Raw genomic sequence first — 15373 nt, 5'->3', positions numbered from 1 at the left:
TATTGGCTTCTGGCACATTTTGTCATAAAACATAAATTATTGATTTTTAAAGAGATTCTATTATGCGTAATTTTAAGAATTATGGAATTTGGATTGACGGAATAGAAATCACGGATGTCATTTATGATTTGTGTGAATCTTTTCCAAAGAAAGAAGTTTATGGATTGGAAAGTCAAATGGAACGTGCAGCAGTTTCCATACCTTCCAATATTGCCGAAGGAGCAGGTAGGCGTTCCGATATTGAATTTGCTCGTTTTCTTGATATTGCGTTAGGATCAGCTTACGAATTAGAAACGCAGCTGATTATTGCGCATAGACGGAAGTATATTTCCGATGCTGATTTTGAAAAAGCAGACGAAGAAATCGTTAGTCTTCAAAAACGTATTGGATCGTTTATTGCAACATTAACAGAATAAGAGTTTCTGGCTATTGGCTTTATGCCTTTGATTATTAAGGTAAAAACTATGATCAATTGAACCAGTAAGCCAATAGGCAGAGGCCAGCAGCCAAAAGCAAAATAAACAGCAATAGGTTGTAACTTGGAAAAAGGCAGAATCTAAAATTCACTGATGATTGAGCCAGAAGCCAATAGCCAAAAGCAATAAGAAAATGTCAAAGATAACGATAGAAGGAATGGAATTCTACGCCCATCACGGCTGCTTCGAGGAGGAACGCAAAGTGGGCACTTGGTTTCAGGTCGATTTGGAGATGATGGTCGACACGGCAAATGCCGAAAAAAGCGACAATCTCGACGAAACGGTCAACTATGCCGAGGTGTATCTCACCGTGAAAAGGGAGATGAACATCTCATCGAAACTGCTTGAAAATGTGGCTTATCGCATCAAGACGGCGGTTTTAAACGAATATCCTTCTGTCGAACAGGTGAGGGTGAAAGTCAGGAAACTCAACCCACCTTTGGGTGGAAAAATGAAATCAGTATCAGTCGAAATATGAGTGAAAACATTGATGACAGCGTAAAACCGGTTGAAACCGTTGAAACGCGACAGCCCAAAAAGAAGCGCAAGCACACGAGCCGCATAATCCTGTTTACCGTTTTGGGAATTATCGTGGGTCTGGTCTTATTCGTGCTATTGTTTGTCTCGCCCATTGCCAAATGGTATGTCGAGAAGCACGACACGGAACTCATTGGCCGTGAGTTGAGTATCAACCGATTGCGCATCAATCTGTTGGCGGGAAGCGTCAATTTGGGTGGCATCACTTTGTATGAAGATGATGCCAAGACATCTTTCGTCAGCTTTGATAATTTCAAGACTGGCATCAAGTTGCGCGACTTGCTTGACAATCGGCTGTGGGTCAATTACTTGAATCTCGAAGGTCTGAATGTCAACGTAATTCAAAACGATTCCATTTTCAATTTCACTTCCTTAATCAATCACTTTGCTTCCGACGAGCCAAAAGAAGAGAAGGAAAGCTCTTCCAATTTTGGTCTGATTTTCAATGACATAAATATTTCTGAGAGTGTCATTCGATATAATGATGTGGTGCTTGGCAGCGATATTGCCTAGCATAACATTGCCTTGAACATCCCTTTCATCGATTTGACAACGCTCAATTCCGATGTCGGGCTTGATTTAAGTCTGCCTGATGGCGGCCTGTTGCACACCAAAATCAATTTGTCGGAAAATGCTGAAAGTTATAAATTAAATCTGAAAATCAATAACTTAAACATCCCTATCTTTGAGCCATATCTGAAAAACGAAATGGCCTTGGATTCCATCAAGGGTAAAGCCTCGCTTGACTTGAATGCCGAAGGTCTAACCGACCACATTTTAGAATTCGACCTCAACGGTTTCGTCAGATTGTGGGACATTTCCGCACAGGATTTATATGGCCATCAGTTGGGTAGATACTATCGATGTGGATGTCAGGCATTTCAGTGCTTTCGCTAAGGAATTGGAACTGAACCGTCTTAGTCTGTACGGCATCCGTACCCAATACATTATCGACCAGAATGGTCACACCATTTTCAACAATCTTACGATGCAATCCACCGAAGAGTTTGTTGATACTTTGGTTGAAGAAATCACCACCGACACGATTTTCCTCGGCAAGGAGACCTTAGAGGACAAAACGCCTTTCCGAATCCTTGTTGACGATTTGCAACTTGCTGACATTGACTTTGTTTACGAAGACAATACTTTGCCTGAGCCATTCCATTACGAAGTGGAAGACCTTTCCGTCAAATCGCGTGATTTCAACATGGATGGCTTCAACTCCGTGATGCTCAGCGCAAAACTGAACAAACTCGGCGAACTGAAAGCCTTCTGGAAAGGCAATCCGCGTAGTCTCAACGACCACAATTTGACCTTGACTTTGCGCAACTTGAAACTCAGCGATTTTTCATCATATTGCATTAAGATGTTCGGCTTTCCGCTTGAAAATGGCACTTTAGCCTTTGAAAGTCAGAATGTTGTTGAAGGCGGCGAACTGAAAGGCATCAACAAGTTGCAGTTGGCTGACCCCTTTGTTGGTGACCGCATCAAGAATTTTGAGCCTGACATGAAGCACATTCCGCTGAAACTCGGCATGTATTGCCTCACCGACAAAAACCATAAGGTTGCATTGGATTTGCCAGTTTCGGGCAACATTAACGACCCCGAATTTTCGTACAAGAAAGCCATCTTCCAAGTCTTGGGCAGCCTGATGGTGAAAATTGTAACAAGTCCATTCCCGTCACTTTCAAAAGATGGCAACGTTTCTTACATGCCCATCGATTTGACTGCAAACGATTTCACCGCCGCCGATTATTCGCATTTGGACGAAATTGCCGCTTCATTGCTCGAACATCCGAACATGAAAGTCGATTTTGAGTTGCAACAGAATTATGAAAAAGCGATAAACCTGCTTTCATTAGCACAACTGAAACGCGATTTTTATCTTTCGATACACCCGGAACAAAACGCGCAATTTATTGATTTACTGACAAATATCGACATTCACAACATCAACAATAGGGACGAAAGACTTTTGGCTTTTGCCGCACAATTCAACGAAGGCTACAAGGTGAAACCTCGCGATTTGGAAGCAGTGGCCGCAAAGCACTACGAAACAAGTTCCGCACAACTTATGAATGGCATCATGGATAAACGCAACGCACTTTTAATCAAGTATTTGAATCAGACGAAAGGCGTTCCGATGGAACAAATCAACGTGTTTACAGCTGATTTGTCGACCTTGAAGATGCACAAGAAAGATTCACGTTATGTGGTGTCCGTCAATGCTGATGAAATGGAAATCGAAATGGAGGAAGTGGAAGAAACTATCGAATGATGACAGACCGTGTTGCCGTTTTTCCGTTCTTTAATTGAACGACAAACAGATACAATCCTGATTTTAAATTATTTACATCCATCTCAAAATCATCGGATGTTGTCAGTTTTGATGCAATTTTTTGTCCCATCATGTCGTAAACTGTAACATTTTGCAGTCCTTCTGCTTTGATAACAATCTTGTCGGAAGCAGGATTTGGAAACAAGGTGATTTCTTGGACCTCGGTTTCGTCGACCGCCGCATTGTTGATGCCGGCCAATGTCGCCACCGCACCCAAATTCAGTTCGGCAAAGCGTTTGGATTGCTCCATGTTATTGACACTTTGGCCTAAAACATCCAATCTGGAATGGATGTAAGGCGACGGAGCATGGACATCTTCGAAAGGATGCAAAGCCGGATAGCCGTTGCGGTTGAAGGAAGAAAAATCGCTGTCGCCACCAATCATCCAAGCCTGACGAATAGGCATTTCAGGATAATATGTGTGACAAATATCGTAGAAAAATTGTGCAAAAGTCGAATCTTGGTCAACATAGATCAGGTTCACATGAATGTCGGAACCTTCCTTTAAATAGCCATTCATATCCATATTGAAATAGCCCACAATATCCATTCTTTGGTCGGCGCAATCCTTGGCAAAAGCAGTGCTTCCAACCAGACCGCATTCTTCGGCACTCCAAGCGCAATACAGAATGGAACGGTCGAAGGAACAGCTACTTAGGATTTTTGCCGTTTCTAATATTCCTGCACAGCCTGTGGCGTTGTCGTCAGCACCTGGAGCGTAAATGGTGTCAGGGTCAGAGCCATCGCCATTGTATGAATCGTAGTGTGCGCCACAAACCACAAACTCATTCGGGTATTTCGTGCCCCACTGAATGCCGATGATATTATCGGCGGTCTCGGTAATGCCTAAGTTTTCCAACTTGAAATCGTGCTTGTAGACCGAATCAAGGCCAATCGATTGGTAGGTGTCGAAAAGCCAGTCCTGCACTTCGTAAATCATCTGACTGTCGTAACGACGCGTGTGATAAGAGGATAAATGTTCGATGGTGGCCGAAAGGCTGTCGATGGAAACCTTATCCATTAAAGCACGGATTTGCGGATTTTCCTCTGTCACCGCCGGATAGGTGTGTTCATAAATATGAGGTGCTTGCGCAAAAGCAAAATTGCTCAAGAAAACAATGATGATGAATAAATGTAATTTCTTCATAATGAATAGATTAAACCATTACTAATTTCATTGAATTGCATCTGCCAAAAAGACGGTTATTCGTGTGGCAAAAGTAATATTCTTTTTCATAAAATAGATGAGTAAAATTGGAAGCTGTCTTTAATCTTGCCATAAATCTTTTCCGCCCTTGGCGAGAGACAAGAAATGTGGAGTAAATTTTAGAGTAAATTTTTTTATGCGCCAGCCCATCTGTATTATTTTATGCACTTGCGCATTTATAGTTTCAGTGCAATCTGTTTAATCCATAATTTATTAACAATCAACGTAATATAAGAAATCTACAGTTCGATTAACATTTTAACAAAAAAATATTGTCAATCAAAAATTGTTTTTTTCTACATTTGCGCTTCTATTTATGACTAACTCAAATTCATTGTATTATGTATAAAATCGAAAAACATCCAATTCTTGAAATCCCGCAGGAAGACCTTGTGGAGTTCCAATACGAAGGCAAGACCGTAAAAGGTCAGCGTGGCAAGACCATTGCCGCCGCCCTTCATCAAGCCGGTTTCCCAATTCACAGCCACAGCCTCGATGGCCGTAACCGAAGCCTTGAATGTGGCATCGGCAAATGCGGTGCTTGCGAAATGCTTGTCGATGGCAAGATTCGCCGTATCTGCATTACCAAAGTCGATGGCGTGAAGGAAGTGCGCGAAATTCCAAAGGATTATCAGCCCGATGTGGAAGCCAATCCGCAAAAGGAAGTCAAGATATATAAGACCACCGTGGCCATTATCGGTGCCGGCCCTGCTGGTTTGGCTTGCCGCGAAAAACTCATCGAACTCGGCATCCCGAACATGGTCATCGATAACAACGCCACCATCGGCGGTCAGTTCAACATGCAGACCCACCAGTTCTTCTTCTTCGAGAAGGCAAAGAAATTCGGCGGAATGCGTGGCTTCGATATCGCCAAGACTTTGGCCGGCGACAACCGCGAAGGCATTTTGCTGAACAACACCGTGTGGGATTTGCTCGAAGGCAAACGCATTGCCCTGAAAAACATCAGCACGCAGGAAATCAGTTATGTCGATGCTGAACATTTGGTTGTGGCAACAGGTGCCGTTCCGTTCATGCCGACCTTCGAAAACGACGATGTGCCTGGCGTTTACACCGCTGCTGTTTTCCAAAAGATGATGAATCAGGAACATACTTTGCTGGGCAAGAAAGTCCTCACTGTGGGTGCTGGTAACATCGGTTATCTGACCTCATACCAAGGTATGCAGGCTGGCGCAACCATCAAGGCCATCATCGAAGGCATGGATCACGAAGGCGGTTTCCCGGTTCAGGCCAACCGTGTGCGCCGTCTCGGTATCCCGATTATGACTTCACACGTTTTGCTGAAAGCCATTCCGAACGAAGATTACAGCGGCATCAAGGGTGCTGTCATTGCCGAATGTCAGAACTTCAAGCCAATTCCAGGCACTGAAAAAATCATCGACGACATCGACATCATCAACATCTGCACCGGCTTGATTCCTGACGACCAATTGCTTACCAAAGGCAAGCAGGTATTTGGCCTGAACACTTACGGTTGTGGCGATGCCATCCGCATCGGCGAAGGCACAAGTGCCGTGTTGCGCGGCAAGCAGGCTGCTTTCGAAGTGGCCCAGAACCTTGGCATCCGCTTCAATTATGACGAATATCTTGAAATTTCAAGACAATATATCGACTCTCAACAGCGTCCGGTGCGCGTGCTCGAAAAGCCGAATCTGCCTGACCGTGACCGTATGTTTGCAAAGCCGTTTGTCCAACTCGACTGCCTCTATGGTTTTGCCTGCAACCCTTGCTCGTTCAGCTGCCCGCAAGGTGCCATCACCAAGGCAGGCACCAATGTCACGCCTATCGTCGATTACACGAAGTGCATCGGCTGCATGCAGTGCGTCAACCATTGCCCGGGTTTGGCCATTTTCGGTTACGATTTGAACAAGAACACGCTCTTCCTGCCTGTCGAATATGAAGTTGAAGAAGGCAAGGAAGTCTTCCTGATTGACAACAACGGCAAGAAAGTTGGCGAAGGCATGATTGAAAAGGTTTTGAAGAAAGATAACAAGACCAATGTCGTCCGTGTGAAGGCTACCACCATCAGCGGCGAGGAATTGGTTGCCGCCCGTGGCTTCATCTTAAAGGAAAGATATCCGAAACCATTGGAATTCAAGTCGGTTCACGATGTGGAAAGCGAAACTTACGTCTGCCACTGCGAAGACATTGATCTGAAGACCATCCTTGATGTCATTGGTGACCGCAAATACATTTCCGTTGACGAACTGAAACACATCACCCGTATGGGTATGGGTCCATGCCGTGGCAAACGCTGCGTGCCGAGAGCCAAGCAGATTTTGCGTTCGTATGGCATTGAAGTCATCGGCGATTCGTCACCGCGCGCTCCTTTGGCAAGTCAGGTGAATTTGGGCGATGTCTACAATCCTAATGCCAAGGAAGTCTATGTTTTCCCGACCAACAACGATGTCAAGAAGGAAACGGTTGAAGTGCTGATTGCCGGTGGCGGTATTGCCGGTAGCGGTGCTTTCCGTTATTTCGCCGAGGCGGGCAAGAAACCTGTTTTGGTCAACTACGACAGAGGTTCGTCATGGCGTTGCATCGGCGGTGGTCGTCCTGCTTTCTCCAACCCTGACATTTCCGATATTGCCAACCATAACCTTGAGATATTCAAGGAAATACAGGCCGTCCACAACATCAACTTCAAGATGACACGCTATGTCAATCTGGTTCATGATGATGCAACCTATAAGGCTTTGGATGCTTCTCGCGCATGGAGTGATGCCTATATGATTGACAAGAAGGATTTCCGCAACGAGATTTCGCCACTGTGGAACATGGACAGCAATGTCTATTCGCACGCCTTGATTTCGAACGACTGCTGGCAGGCAACGCCAGGCCGCACCATCGATTTTATCCGTGGCATCGCTATTCAGAACGGTGGCCGCCTGATAGAAGACTGCGAACTGCTTTCGGTGAGCAAGCAAGGCGGCAAATATTACGCTTTGGTCCGCACCCACGACAAGCAGTACATTGAATTCTGCTGCGACCATTTCGTTAATGCAATGGGTTGGGGTGCTGAAAAGTTTACCGACATGTTAGGCATTGATACTCAATTGTATCCTGTCAAGCACCAGGCTTTCATCACACGCCGTTTGCCGAATATGGGCGTCAAGGGCGATTCGTTGGATATGATTATCGATCGCCGTCATTACAAAGGCTTCTCAGCCGTTTACGGACAGCAGTTCCTGCACACCGGACAAATCATCGGTTGCGCTTCGCCTGACTGCGATGCTTTCGAGGCACGTCAGAACCTGAAGTACAACAGCAAGGAATTCCTGCAGGTGGTGAGCGAAGTCTTCGCCGACTGGATTCCAAACCTTGCATCCGTTGGCTTCCACGCCGTTTGGTCAGGCTACTACATGGAACCGCGCTACATCGTCGACCCGGAAGTCGGTATGCTGACAGGCTTGCGCGGCCACGGTTTCATGCTCGGTCAGTATCTTGCTAAGATTTATGTAGATAAATACCTTGGCAAGCCAGTTCCAGGCTATATGAAGGATCTTGCTTTGAGCGGCAAAGGCTTGAGCGAGAACGCTTTCAAATAAGAATTGACAATTTGATAAGAATGAACGAAGCCCGGGAATTTTCTCGGGCTTCGTTTTTGTTTGAGATTTTATGACAACCCCAATTCCTTCTTCAAATATTCGTAAGTGTAGGCGGCGCTTCTCAAATAAAGCCCAGTCCGCTTGTTTTGCAGTTTCTGATAAGTTTCTGACTCATATACTTTGCCAAAAGCTTCTAACATGGGCATTTGGTAGTCTTCCATAAGGAACTGCACCATCCCATCAACGCAATGGTTAATAACAAATTGATATTCGGCCTGGGTCATATCTTTTTCAGCAACTTGATTGAACGTTCCGTGCAAAAACAACACTGTATGTTAGGCTTGGCATAATTCAGCCGTTGGATAAGTGTTTGCATGTCAATTACATGACTTTCGTATAAACTGATGGAAGCAATGACTCCATCGTCTGCAACTGGGCCAATGACAATGTCAAAATCATGTTTTTCTTTGTTTCGTCTGTTTCGATTAGCCAAAACAAATCTTGCCCATGCTTCATCAGTCTTTTGGAAAGTCTTGACAGACAATTCTTTAAGTCTTTCTTCGTCAAATTCATACGAAATGATTGTCGGGATGCCTTTTCCTTCTTTTTCACATTTGTCGGCAGCCCTCAATTGAGCTTGCCTTTGAATAGGAGTTACGTAAAAGCCTCTTCCAAAGTCTTTGTTCGGTTGACATTTCGAGAGTTCAATGGTCTCAAAATCCATATTGGTTCCATGATACAATATCATATACTGCCTCCGTTTCTGTGGCAAATGACTTGCAAACTTTCCAAAGTATCTTGAAGAGCAAAAGTGTGTTCCGCTTCATAATTTCTGTCAAGGAAAGCCAAACCTTGGTAAGTCATCAGGTAACGATAGGCCAACTGGGCTGAAAGATGATGCTTTCGGCCAAATTCCGAGATGCAAAGGTTGATATATTGTATTTTCCAAATGGTTTTCTCTGACATGGCTAAAATTTTAACACTGCAAAAATAGAAATGTTTTCGGAATTATGGTTGATGAATCAGATTTATTCAGTTTATATTGTCATTGTTTGTGGAAAATCGGAAACTCATTTTGATAAAAAACGCTATTTTTGCCCCATGATTATACTTGACAACATTGTCGTCACCGACAACATTCTGAATGCGCGATTCTGCTGTAACTTAGCACTTTGCAAAGGCGAATATTAGGTAGTTGGCGATGTCATCGAACCTTAGAAGAAAGATGTCAGGGAGCAGATTCTCGCAGTCTCGCAACCTTGAAATCCATATTGAAGTTTTATTTTGAATAGATACTTAAAACTAAAAAGCGTTGCAAGTTGATGAGATTGCAACGCTTTTATTTTATATGTTTATGATATTCAGATCTTTGCTTTCGTCAAAGCAGCGGCACCTAAAATGGCAACTTCGTTGGAACCAAGTTCCGAAACGCGGATGTCGACACTGTTTTCAAAGGTGAAAAGCAAATGTTTGTAGAACGATTCGCGCAAAGGCTTCAGCAAAACTTCGCCCGCCTTTACAGGGCCGCCCATCAGGAAAATGGCTTCGGGACCACTGAAAGTCACAGCGTTTGAAAGGGCAATGCCCAACAGATAGCCTGTCTTTTCAAACACTTTAAGTGCCAATGGATCACCGCTTTGTGCTGCATCGCCAACGGTCTTACTGGTGAGTTCATCTTTTGGCGTTTGGGCAAGAATGCCGTTGTAATCAGGGTTTTCTTCCAGCATTTCAAGAGCTGTGCGACGGATACCTGTTGCCGAGCAATAGGTTTCAAGGCAGCCTTTTCGGCCGCAGCCGCATTCTCTTCCTTCGGGAATCAAGATGGCGTGACCAAGTTCGCCCGCACCGCCGGTCTTACCGTGAACCAGCTTGCCATCGACGACAACGCCGCTGCCAACACCTGTGCCTAAGGTGAACATAATGAAATGCTTCATGCCTTTGGCACCGCCGTAAACCAGTTCGCCGTAAGCAGCTGCATTGGCATCGTTGGAGACGACGACCGGCACATCAAGGTGCTTGTGAACCAGTTTCGGAAGGTCGGTGTAGCCTTTGAAATTGAGGTTAGTGGCGTTTTCGATGCAACCTGTATAGAAATTTCCGGCAGGGGCCGCAATGCCGATGCCATCAATGGCGGCAACCTTGTTGTCTGCCATCAGTTGCTTGATTTTGTCACAAATATCTGATACATAAACGTCTGCATCAAAATATTTGTTGGTTGGTAAGTTCTGACGGCCAATCACGACGCCGTCGCTGCGCACCAGTCCGATGTCGGTGTTGGTGCCGCCTATGTCAATTCCTATTGAATATGTTTCCATAGTTTGATGAATTTGAAAGTGCTAAAATAAAACAAATTGCTTTATGGAATGAAAAAACCGCTACTTTTGTACGCAATCAAATCGCAATCAGATGAAAAGGTATTTGTCTTTCTTATTGATTTTGTTTGTCTTAGCTTCATGCGGCAAAAAGGAAATGGAACCAACGACTTTTGAAAAATCGGATTTTTTGGAAACGGATAATTACGAAGGCACGATAGATTACGCCCAAAAACTGGCCAAGTGTTTCAAGCAAGTCAATTATGAAGTGATTGGAAAATCGGGTGCTGGCCGTGACATTCCAATGCTCATCGTGGATGAAAACGGCTATACAAAGCCTGAGAAAATCCGCAAGCAAGGCAAAGCCATTGTTTGGGTCGAGTCGTGTATTCATCCTGGCGAGCCGAACGGGAAAGATGCCATGTTCATGATGATTCGCGATATGCTGGCCAATGGAACGAATGCTAATTTACTGAAAAACATTTCAATAGTGTTTTTACCTGTCGTCAGTCCTGATGGCTTGGCCAATTTTTCGCCATACAACCGCATCAATCAGAATGGACCGAAACAAATGGGTTGGCGCGTCACGGCACAAGGTCTGAACCTGAACCGCGATTTCACCAAATTGGATTCACCCGAATTGCGTGCGCTTGTCAACATTTTCAACCAGTGGCAGCCTGACATTTTCTTCGACACGCACGCTACTGATGGAGCAGATTACCAATATGTTACGACTTATTCCATTGAGGATTTCGGCAATTACGACCATGCCCTTTCGTTTTGGCTGAGCGAAGCCTGGGAAAAGCGCATTGTAACAGCCATGGCAAGGCACGATATGCCTGTAACACGTTACATCGAATTCAATCCATGGGGCGACCCTACGGCGGCTTTGAGCGAAAATTCGTTTTCAGCCATGTTCTCCGAGAGTTATGCCATGGCACGCAATTGCCCCGGTATTTTGCTCGAAACGCACATGCTGAAACCTTACAAGGACCGCGTTTTTTCAACCTATTACATGATTCTCGAAACGATGAAAATCATCAACGAAGACAAGGATGGTTTCCTGGAAGTGATTGCAAAAGCAAGACAGAACGATTTGGAAATGAAGGAATTGCCAATCAACTTGCACCCATCTTATCAGGATACGCTGTGGGTCGATTTCCTTGGTTATAAATTCGATACCATCCAAAGCGACTTGACGGGCGGCTGGTATTACTCCTACGACCCGACCCAACCCGAAACGCGTAAAGTGATGAAATTCCGTGACGACGAACCCCAAAAGGTTTTGCAAGTGCCAAAGGAATACATCATTCCGGCGCAATATGATAAAGTCATTGACATTGTGAAGGCTCATGGCTTTGAAATTGAATACTTGAAAAAAGAAAAGACCATGACGGTTAACACCTATCATTTCAAGCATGTTGAATTTTATCAGACACCTTACGAAGGCCGTAGCCGTGTGTGCCGTTTTGAGCCGGAAGAAATCAGCAAGGAAATGACTTCCCCGAAAGGTTCAGCCGTGGTGAAGACTTCACAAAATGGTGTTCGTCTGCTGATGAATCTTTTGGAACCCGAAATGCAAGGTTCGTTGTTCGAATGGGGTTTCTTCAACACTGTATTACAGCGTGTTGAATATTTTGAAATTTACAAAATGGAACCACTCGCCAAGCAGATGCTCGTCGAAGACCCATTCCTGCAAAACCAGTTTGACGACTGGATGGCATCATTCCCTGAAACGGAAAAACCATCACAATACGCCATTATGAATTGGTTCTACGAACAATCGCCGTATTTCGACAAAAATTATATGATTTACCCGATTGGAATTGTACGATAAACAACTTCACAAAAAAGGGAATGTTTTTTCAGACGCGATAAATCCTGTCTCTAAAACCAGATTATCAGAATCAATCGGCATTTTCGTCCATTGCTTCGATAAGGAAACTTACTGGCCGGAAACCGTCGTTGCACGAAATCATGGCTGACTTCGGGTTTTTCATCCAGCCGTCGTAGAAGTTTTCGCCGCCGTGGGCGAGAGCCATCACGAAAGGCGACATGGTCTCCCAGGCGCTTTCGCAAAGTCCATCGGGACGTTGCCAGCCGTTGGCGATAAACACTTGCCCTTCTTTCAGTTCGCAGGCGTGTTCGATTGGGTTTTCGTACTGTGCCATTAGGTCTTTGTAGCAAGCCATTCTGATGACGGTGATTTTCACTTTTTTCATAATAATAACGTTGTTAAATGCGGTTCAAAAATTGTTCAAATGCGCTTTGCGCGACAGAAAATAGTTCAAAATTGACAAATAAGTCCAAAATGCGATTATCAGATTTTAGCTTTTGAACCATTTTGAACTATTTTTCTTTTTATTGGAATCTTAATGTTTCAGCCAGTCGCAGGAAATAATCGTTGGACCAGATTTCGAGGTCTTGAGGATTATCTACAAAATTAAAAACATCTTGCTTTACTAATTCAATGTCAGTTGATGAAAGTTTTTCTTTTAAAGCTTCCATGAATTCTTCTTTGCTCACGTCGTTTCCGCTAAATTCAAGGATGCGTTCGTGCAAATGATTGAAATCCAGCGGAATTTGGTTTTTTGCATACCATTCAAAATCATACCAGTCGCGACCCTTGATGCGGCGTTGCCAAGCGCGATAGACTAAAGCGTGCATTTTGCCGGCAAATAAATCGGGCAAGGTGAAGCAACGTACCGAAAACGAATAAGGCTGATTCAACAGTTTTTGCTCGGTATTAAAACAAAGTGGTGGGTCGGTGTCAAGTTCAATTTTTACCTTCATCATTTTGCGTGTTTGAAACTTAATGTCGTATGCTTCAGTGTTCTCCTTCAGGAAAGCCGATTCTACCCTGCCGAAAGTCTTTTTGTCTTTCTTGTCAATTTCGACATCAAGACCGACATAATGAAACTCATCGATGATAGACGGAAAATAGTTCTCCAAATGGATATTGCCATTTTTCTCAGTCAACGAAAAGTCCATGTCTTCGGAATAGCGGTTCAGACCATGAAAAATACGTAGGCAAGTTCCTCCGTAAAAAGCGGCATGGTCGAAAAATCCTCCTCTTTTCAAACCTGCAAGTGCAATTTTCTGCATGGTTTCCCGTTGCGCATTGCTTCTTTCTTCCTCATTGGCAGGATGATATTGCTCTACCATGGTTTCAAAAATGTTCATAACGCTTTATGATTTTGATTAGATTTTCAAGAATGGTTTTCTTTTTGCCTTGCTCGGCACAATTTTCAATGATGGAAATATTGAAATCGGCAAAAGCATCTGTGTCGAAACGCAAATCCTCTAAAAGATAGCGTTCCAATCCGATGATGGATTTAGCTGGCAAATAGGGGTCGGCAAGAATCATGTCGCACAATGCTTTTTCGGGCGAGGCCATCAGAAATGTGATTCCGTCTTCCTGGGCAAAACTGATTCCGATTGGGAAATAATCTTTCGGCACTTGGCGATAAGTGAAATATCCCAATGAATTCTTGAAATTGCGGCTTCGCTTGGTGGTGATGGCGGTCAGCACACGCACTCTTTCGGGAATAAGCCCGTAGTAACTCAAAGCCCATTGTAGCGAGACATAAGAAGGCCCATAGATTTGGTTCGAACAAAGTCCTCTTGAAATGGGAGCATTGCCATTGACAACATACATTCCACGCTTTAGCCGAATGATTTCGTTGTTCCCCTCCATGGCCGTGATTTTCATTTCGGGAGATTTGTAACCATCGAGCAAAGCTGCAAGTTCGCCAGTATAAATCGGTGTGTTTGCTATGGATTTCAGTCTGTCAATAATCATTTCATTGTTCGTTTGGACTGCAAAAATACAAAAAATGCACAATAAATAAGAATACTCTTTATTTTCTGTGCAAATTTTTGAATAATTTCAGTAGAGACACTGCGTGCAACGTCTCTAAAGATTTTATGCCTTCTCAACCGGTACCTGAATCATGGTCAGCCATTTTTCGGGGTCTTCCTGATTCCAAATGCCGTCGATGTAGTTAGCGCGAGGCGCTCCGATGACCTTATAGCCTTGCTGTTCAATGTATTTGAAAAGTTCGACATAGCTTTGGTAGAGCCTTTCGTAAGGGCCGTAATGCTTCATGCAAATTGCTTTCTCGACTGCCTGAATCTTCTTGAACTGAATGATTTCGGAGTCTTTGCCCATTTCCTCGACCTGTTCGCAATATTCGATGTCGATGTTGGTCGGGCGGTATTCATTGTGTTCGAGGGTGAAGCAATAGCCGGGTTCGGGGCATTTGCAGCCTAAACGTGCCATTTCGGGGCCGATGACCTCGCAGCAAAGGCGGCCTAAATCGTTGTACGAACTGATGATTTCGCGGTGCGACGCGACGATAATCTCCGAAAGAGATTGAATACTAATTTGTTCCATTTTTTGAATCTTGTTTTGCGAGTCAACCAAGTTGCGGAGCATGGTGCAGCGTTGCTGAAGCTTGCGAAGTTCTCGCTCACTTTCGGCAATCTTCTTTTCAAGGGTCTGAAGGGTGGGTTTCAGGCTGCCCGATGCGAACATCTCACTGATTTCATTGAGCGAAAACCCCATTTCCTTCAGTCGGCGGATGTTCTCCATGGTTTGCATCTGGCTCACGTTGTAATAACGGTAGCCTGTCCATTCATCCACATCAAAAGGTTGCAGCAGGCCGATTTTCTCGTAGTGCCTCAAGGTCTTGACCGTCACTCCGCAGAGCAGGGAAAACTCTTTGATTTTTAACTTGTTGTTTACTTTCATGATAGCGCTATTTCTGAATCAGGCTGCAAAATTAGTCTATGCCCTTAGGTACGAGTCAAGGAAAATCTGAAAAAAAGTGATTTTGTTTGGTAAACGCAATCTCTCACAAATTATTCATAAATCAGGTTATCAAATAATTAACGGGTAATTAATGGAATTGTACTTTTGAAAAAAATCGTTCCGT

General features: G+C 44.1%; 16 protein-coding genes. 7 read left to right on the top strand and 9 right to left on the bottom strand.

Annotated elements, in window-relative coordinates; genetic code table 11:
* The first annotated feature begins 62 nt into the window (after window positions 1-62).
* The 5 genes from AC06MN_RS09270 (at window position 63) to AC06MN_RS09250 (ending at window position 3291) form a co-directional block, all read left to right on the top strand.
* A complete protein-coding gene (locus tag AC06MN_RS09270; RefSeq protein WP_475672087.1) occupies window positions 63-416 on the top strand; it encodes a four helix bundle protein in 354 nt (117 codons plus the stop codon).
* A 193-nt stretch (window positions 417-609) separates the two neighbouring features.
* A complete protein-coding gene (folB, locus tag AC06MN_RS09265) occupies window positions 610-954 on the top strand; it encodes a dihydroneopterin aldolase (RefSeq protein ID WP_475672086.1) in 345 nt (114 codons plus the stop codon).
* Window positions 951-1526 (top strand): DUF748 domain-containing protein, encoded by a 576-nt coding sequence (locus AC06MN_RS09260; RefSeq protein ID WP_475672085.1) that lies wholly within the window; start codon window positions 951-953, stop codon window positions 1524-1526. Before folB ends, AC06MN_RS09260 begins: the two co-directional genes overlap by 4 nt.
* Before the next feature lie 12 nt (window positions 1527-1538).
* A complete protein-coding gene (locus AC06MN_RS09255; RefSeq protein WP_475672084.1) occupies window positions 1539-1910 on the top strand; it encodes a hypothetical protein in 372 nt (123 codons plus the stop codon).
* Window positions 1849-3291 (top strand): DUF748 domain-containing protein, encoded by a 1443-nt coding sequence (locus tag AC06MN_RS09250; RefSeq protein WP_475672083.1) that lies wholly within the window; start codon window positions 1849-1851, stop codon window positions 3289-3291. The genes AC06MN_RS09255 and AC06MN_RS09250 overlap by 62 nt, the downstream gene beginning before the upstream one ends.
* Here AC06MN_RS09250 and AC06MN_RS09245 read toward each other — a convergent pair.
* Window positions 3281-4498, bottom strand: coding sequence for a M20/M25/M40 family metallo-hydrolase (locus tag AC06MN_RS09245; RefSeq protein ID WP_475672082.1), 1218 nt, complete (start codon window positions 4496-4498; stop codon window positions 3281-3283). The genes AC06MN_RS09250 and AC06MN_RS09245 overlap by 11 nt on opposite strands.
* A 401-nt stretch (window positions 4499-4899) precedes the next feature.
* Here AC06MN_RS09245 and AC06MN_RS09240 point away from each other — a divergent pair, with 401 nt between their 5' ends.
* Window positions 4900-8124, top strand: coding sequence for an FAD-dependent oxidoreductase (locus tag AC06MN_RS09240; RefSeq protein ID WP_475672081.1), 3225 nt, complete (start codon window positions 4900-4902; stop codon window positions 8122-8124).
* 68 nt (window positions 8125-8192) lie between these two features.
* Here the strand turns inward: AC06MN_RS09240 and AC06MN_RS09235 are convergent, their stop codons facing one another.
* The 4 genes from AC06MN_RS09235 to AC06MN_RS09220 all read right to left on the bottom strand — a co-directional run bounded on the left by AC06MN_RS09235 (window position 8193) and on the right by AC06MN_RS09220 (window position 10439).
* Window positions 8193-8408 carry a hypothetical protein gene (locus tag AC06MN_RS09235; protein WP_475672080.1) on the bottom strand — a complete coding sequence of 72 codons (216 nt, stop codon included), beginning with the start codon at window positions 8406-8408 and terminating at the stop codon, window positions 8193-8195.
* Complete coding sequence (locus AC06MN_RS09230; protein WP_475672079.1) at window positions 8405-8872, bottom strand: DUF3990 domain-containing protein; 468 nt, start codon at window positions 8870-8872, stop codon at window positions 8405-8407. Before AC06MN_RS09230 ends, AC06MN_RS09235 begins: the two co-directional genes overlap by 4 nt.
* Window positions 8869-9090, bottom strand: a complete 222-nt coding sequence (locus tag AC06MN_RS09225) for a DUF3791 domain-containing protein (RefSeq protein ID WP_475672078.1) — start codon at window positions 9088-9090, stop codon at window positions 8869-8871. The genes AC06MN_RS09230 and AC06MN_RS09225 overlap by 4 nt, the downstream gene beginning before the upstream one ends.
* 395 nt (window positions 9091-9485) lie before the next feature.
* The gene (locus AC06MN_RS09220) at window positions 9486-10439 is read right to left on the bottom strand and encodes an ROK family protein (RefSeq protein ID WP_475672077.1); all 954 of its coding nucleotides are present in this window, start codon (window positions 10437-10439) and stop codon (window positions 9486-9488) included.
* A gap of 91 nt (window positions 10440-10530) precedes the next feature.
* Here AC06MN_RS09220 and AC06MN_RS09215 point away from each other — a divergent pair, with 91 nt between their 5' ends.
* Complete coding sequence (locus AC06MN_RS09215; protein ID WP_475672076.1) at window positions 10531-12273, top strand: M14 family metallopeptidase; 1743 nt, start codon at window positions 10531-10533, stop codon at window positions 12271-12273.
* Between the two features lie 70 nt (window positions 12274-12343).
* Here AC06MN_RS09215 and AC06MN_RS09210 read toward each other — a convergent pair whose 3' ends face one another.
* The 4 genes from AC06MN_RS09210 to AC06MN_RS09195 form a co-directional block, all read right to left on the bottom strand.
* Window positions 12344-12658, bottom strand: coding sequence for a TIGR04076 family protein (locus AC06MN_RS09210; protein WP_475672075.1), 315 nt, complete (start codon window positions 12656-12658; stop codon window positions 12344-12346).
* Window positions 12659-12797: 139 nt separating this feature from the next.
* Window positions 12798-13619, bottom strand: coding sequence for a nucleotidyl transferase AbiEii/AbiGii toxin family protein (locus tag AC06MN_RS09205; RefSeq protein ID WP_475672074.1), 822 nt, complete (start codon window positions 13617-13619; stop codon window positions 12798-12800).
* Complete coding sequence (locus AC06MN_RS09200; RefSeq protein WP_475672073.1) at window positions 13606-14238, bottom strand: type IV toxin-antitoxin system AbiEi family antitoxin domain-containing protein; 633 nt, start codon at window positions 14236-14238, stop codon at window positions 13606-13608. The genes AC06MN_RS09205 and AC06MN_RS09200 overlap by 14 nt, the downstream gene beginning before the upstream one ends.
* A gap of 123 nt (window positions 14239-14361) precedes the next feature.
* Window positions 14362-15189 (bottom strand): MerR family transcriptional regulator, encoded by an 828-nt coding sequence (locus tag AC06MN_RS09195; RefSeq protein ID WP_475672072.1) that lies wholly within the window; start codon window positions 15187-15189, stop codon window positions 14362-14364.
* Between the last annotated feature and the right edge of the window lie 184 nt (window positions 15190-15373).

The sequence above is a fragment of the Candidatus Limimorpha sp. genome, assembly GCF_056203535.1.
Note: the sequence above shows the minus strand (reverse complement) of the source record. Positions and strands in the feature narration are given on the sequence as shown.

What these genes read in the sequence shown, in the direction of transcription:
- AC06MN_RS09270 (WP_475672087.1), top strand. Translation starts at nt 63, where the DNA reads ATGCGTAATTTTAAGAATTATGGAATTTGGATTGACGGAATAGAAATC.
- folB (WP_475672086.1), top strand. Translation starts at nt 610, where the DNA reads ATGTCAAAGATAACGATAGAAGGAATGGAATTCTACGCCCATCACGGC.
- AC06MN_RS09260 (WP_475672085.1), top strand. Translation starts at nt 951, where the DNA reads ATGAGTGAAAACATTGATGACAGCGTAAAACCGGTTGAAACCGTTGAA.
- AC06MN_RS09250 (WP_475672083.1), top strand. Translation starts at nt 1,849, where the DNA reads ATGGCCATCAGTTGGGTAGATACTATCGATGTGGATGTCAGGCATTTC.
- AC06MN_RS09245 (WP_475672082.1), bottom strand. Translation starts at nt 4,498, where the DNA reads ATGAAGAAATTACATTTATTCATCATCATTGTTTTCTTGAGCAATTTT.
- AC06MN_RS09240 (WP_475672081.1), top strand. Translation starts at nt 4,900, where the DNA reads ATGTATAAAATCGAAAAACATCCAATTCTTGAAATCCCGCAGGAAGAC.
- AC06MN_RS09235 (WP_475672080.1), bottom strand. Translation starts at nt 8,408, where the DNA reads ATGACCCAGGCCGAATATCAATTTGTTATTAACCATTGCGTTGATGGG.
- AC06MN_RS09230 (WP_475672079.1), bottom strand. Translation starts at nt 8,872, where the DNA reads ATGATATTGTATCATGGAACCAATATGGATTTTGAGACCATTGAACTC.
- AC06MN_RS09225 (WP_475672078.1), bottom strand. Translation starts at nt 9,090, where the DNA reads ATGTCAGAGAAAACCATTTGGAAAATACAATATATCAACCTTTGCATC.
- AC06MN_RS09220 (WP_475672077.1), bottom strand. Translation starts at nt 10,439, where the DNA reads ATGGAAACATATTCAATAGGAATTGACATAGGCGGCACCAACACCGAC.
- AC06MN_RS09215 (WP_475672076.1), top strand. Translation starts at nt 10,531, where the DNA reads ATGAAAAGGTATTTGTCTTTCTTATTGATTTTGTTTGTCTTAGCTTCA.
- AC06MN_RS09210 (WP_475672075.1), bottom strand. Translation starts at nt 12,658, where the DNA reads ATGAAAAAAGTGAAAATCACCGTCATCAGAATGGCTTGCTACAAAGAC.
- AC06MN_RS09205 (WP_475672074.1), bottom strand. Translation starts at nt 13,619, where the DNA reads ATGAACATTTTTGAAACCATGGTAGAGCAATATCATCCTGCCAATGAG.
- AC06MN_RS09200 (WP_475672073.1), bottom strand. Translation starts at nt 14,238, where the DNA reads ATGATTATTGACAGACTGAAATCCATAGCAAACACACCGATTTATACT.
- AC06MN_RS09195 (WP_475672072.1), bottom strand. Translation starts at nt 15,189, where the DNA reads ATGAAAGTAAACAACAAGTTAAAAATCAAAGAGTTTTCCCTGCTCTGC.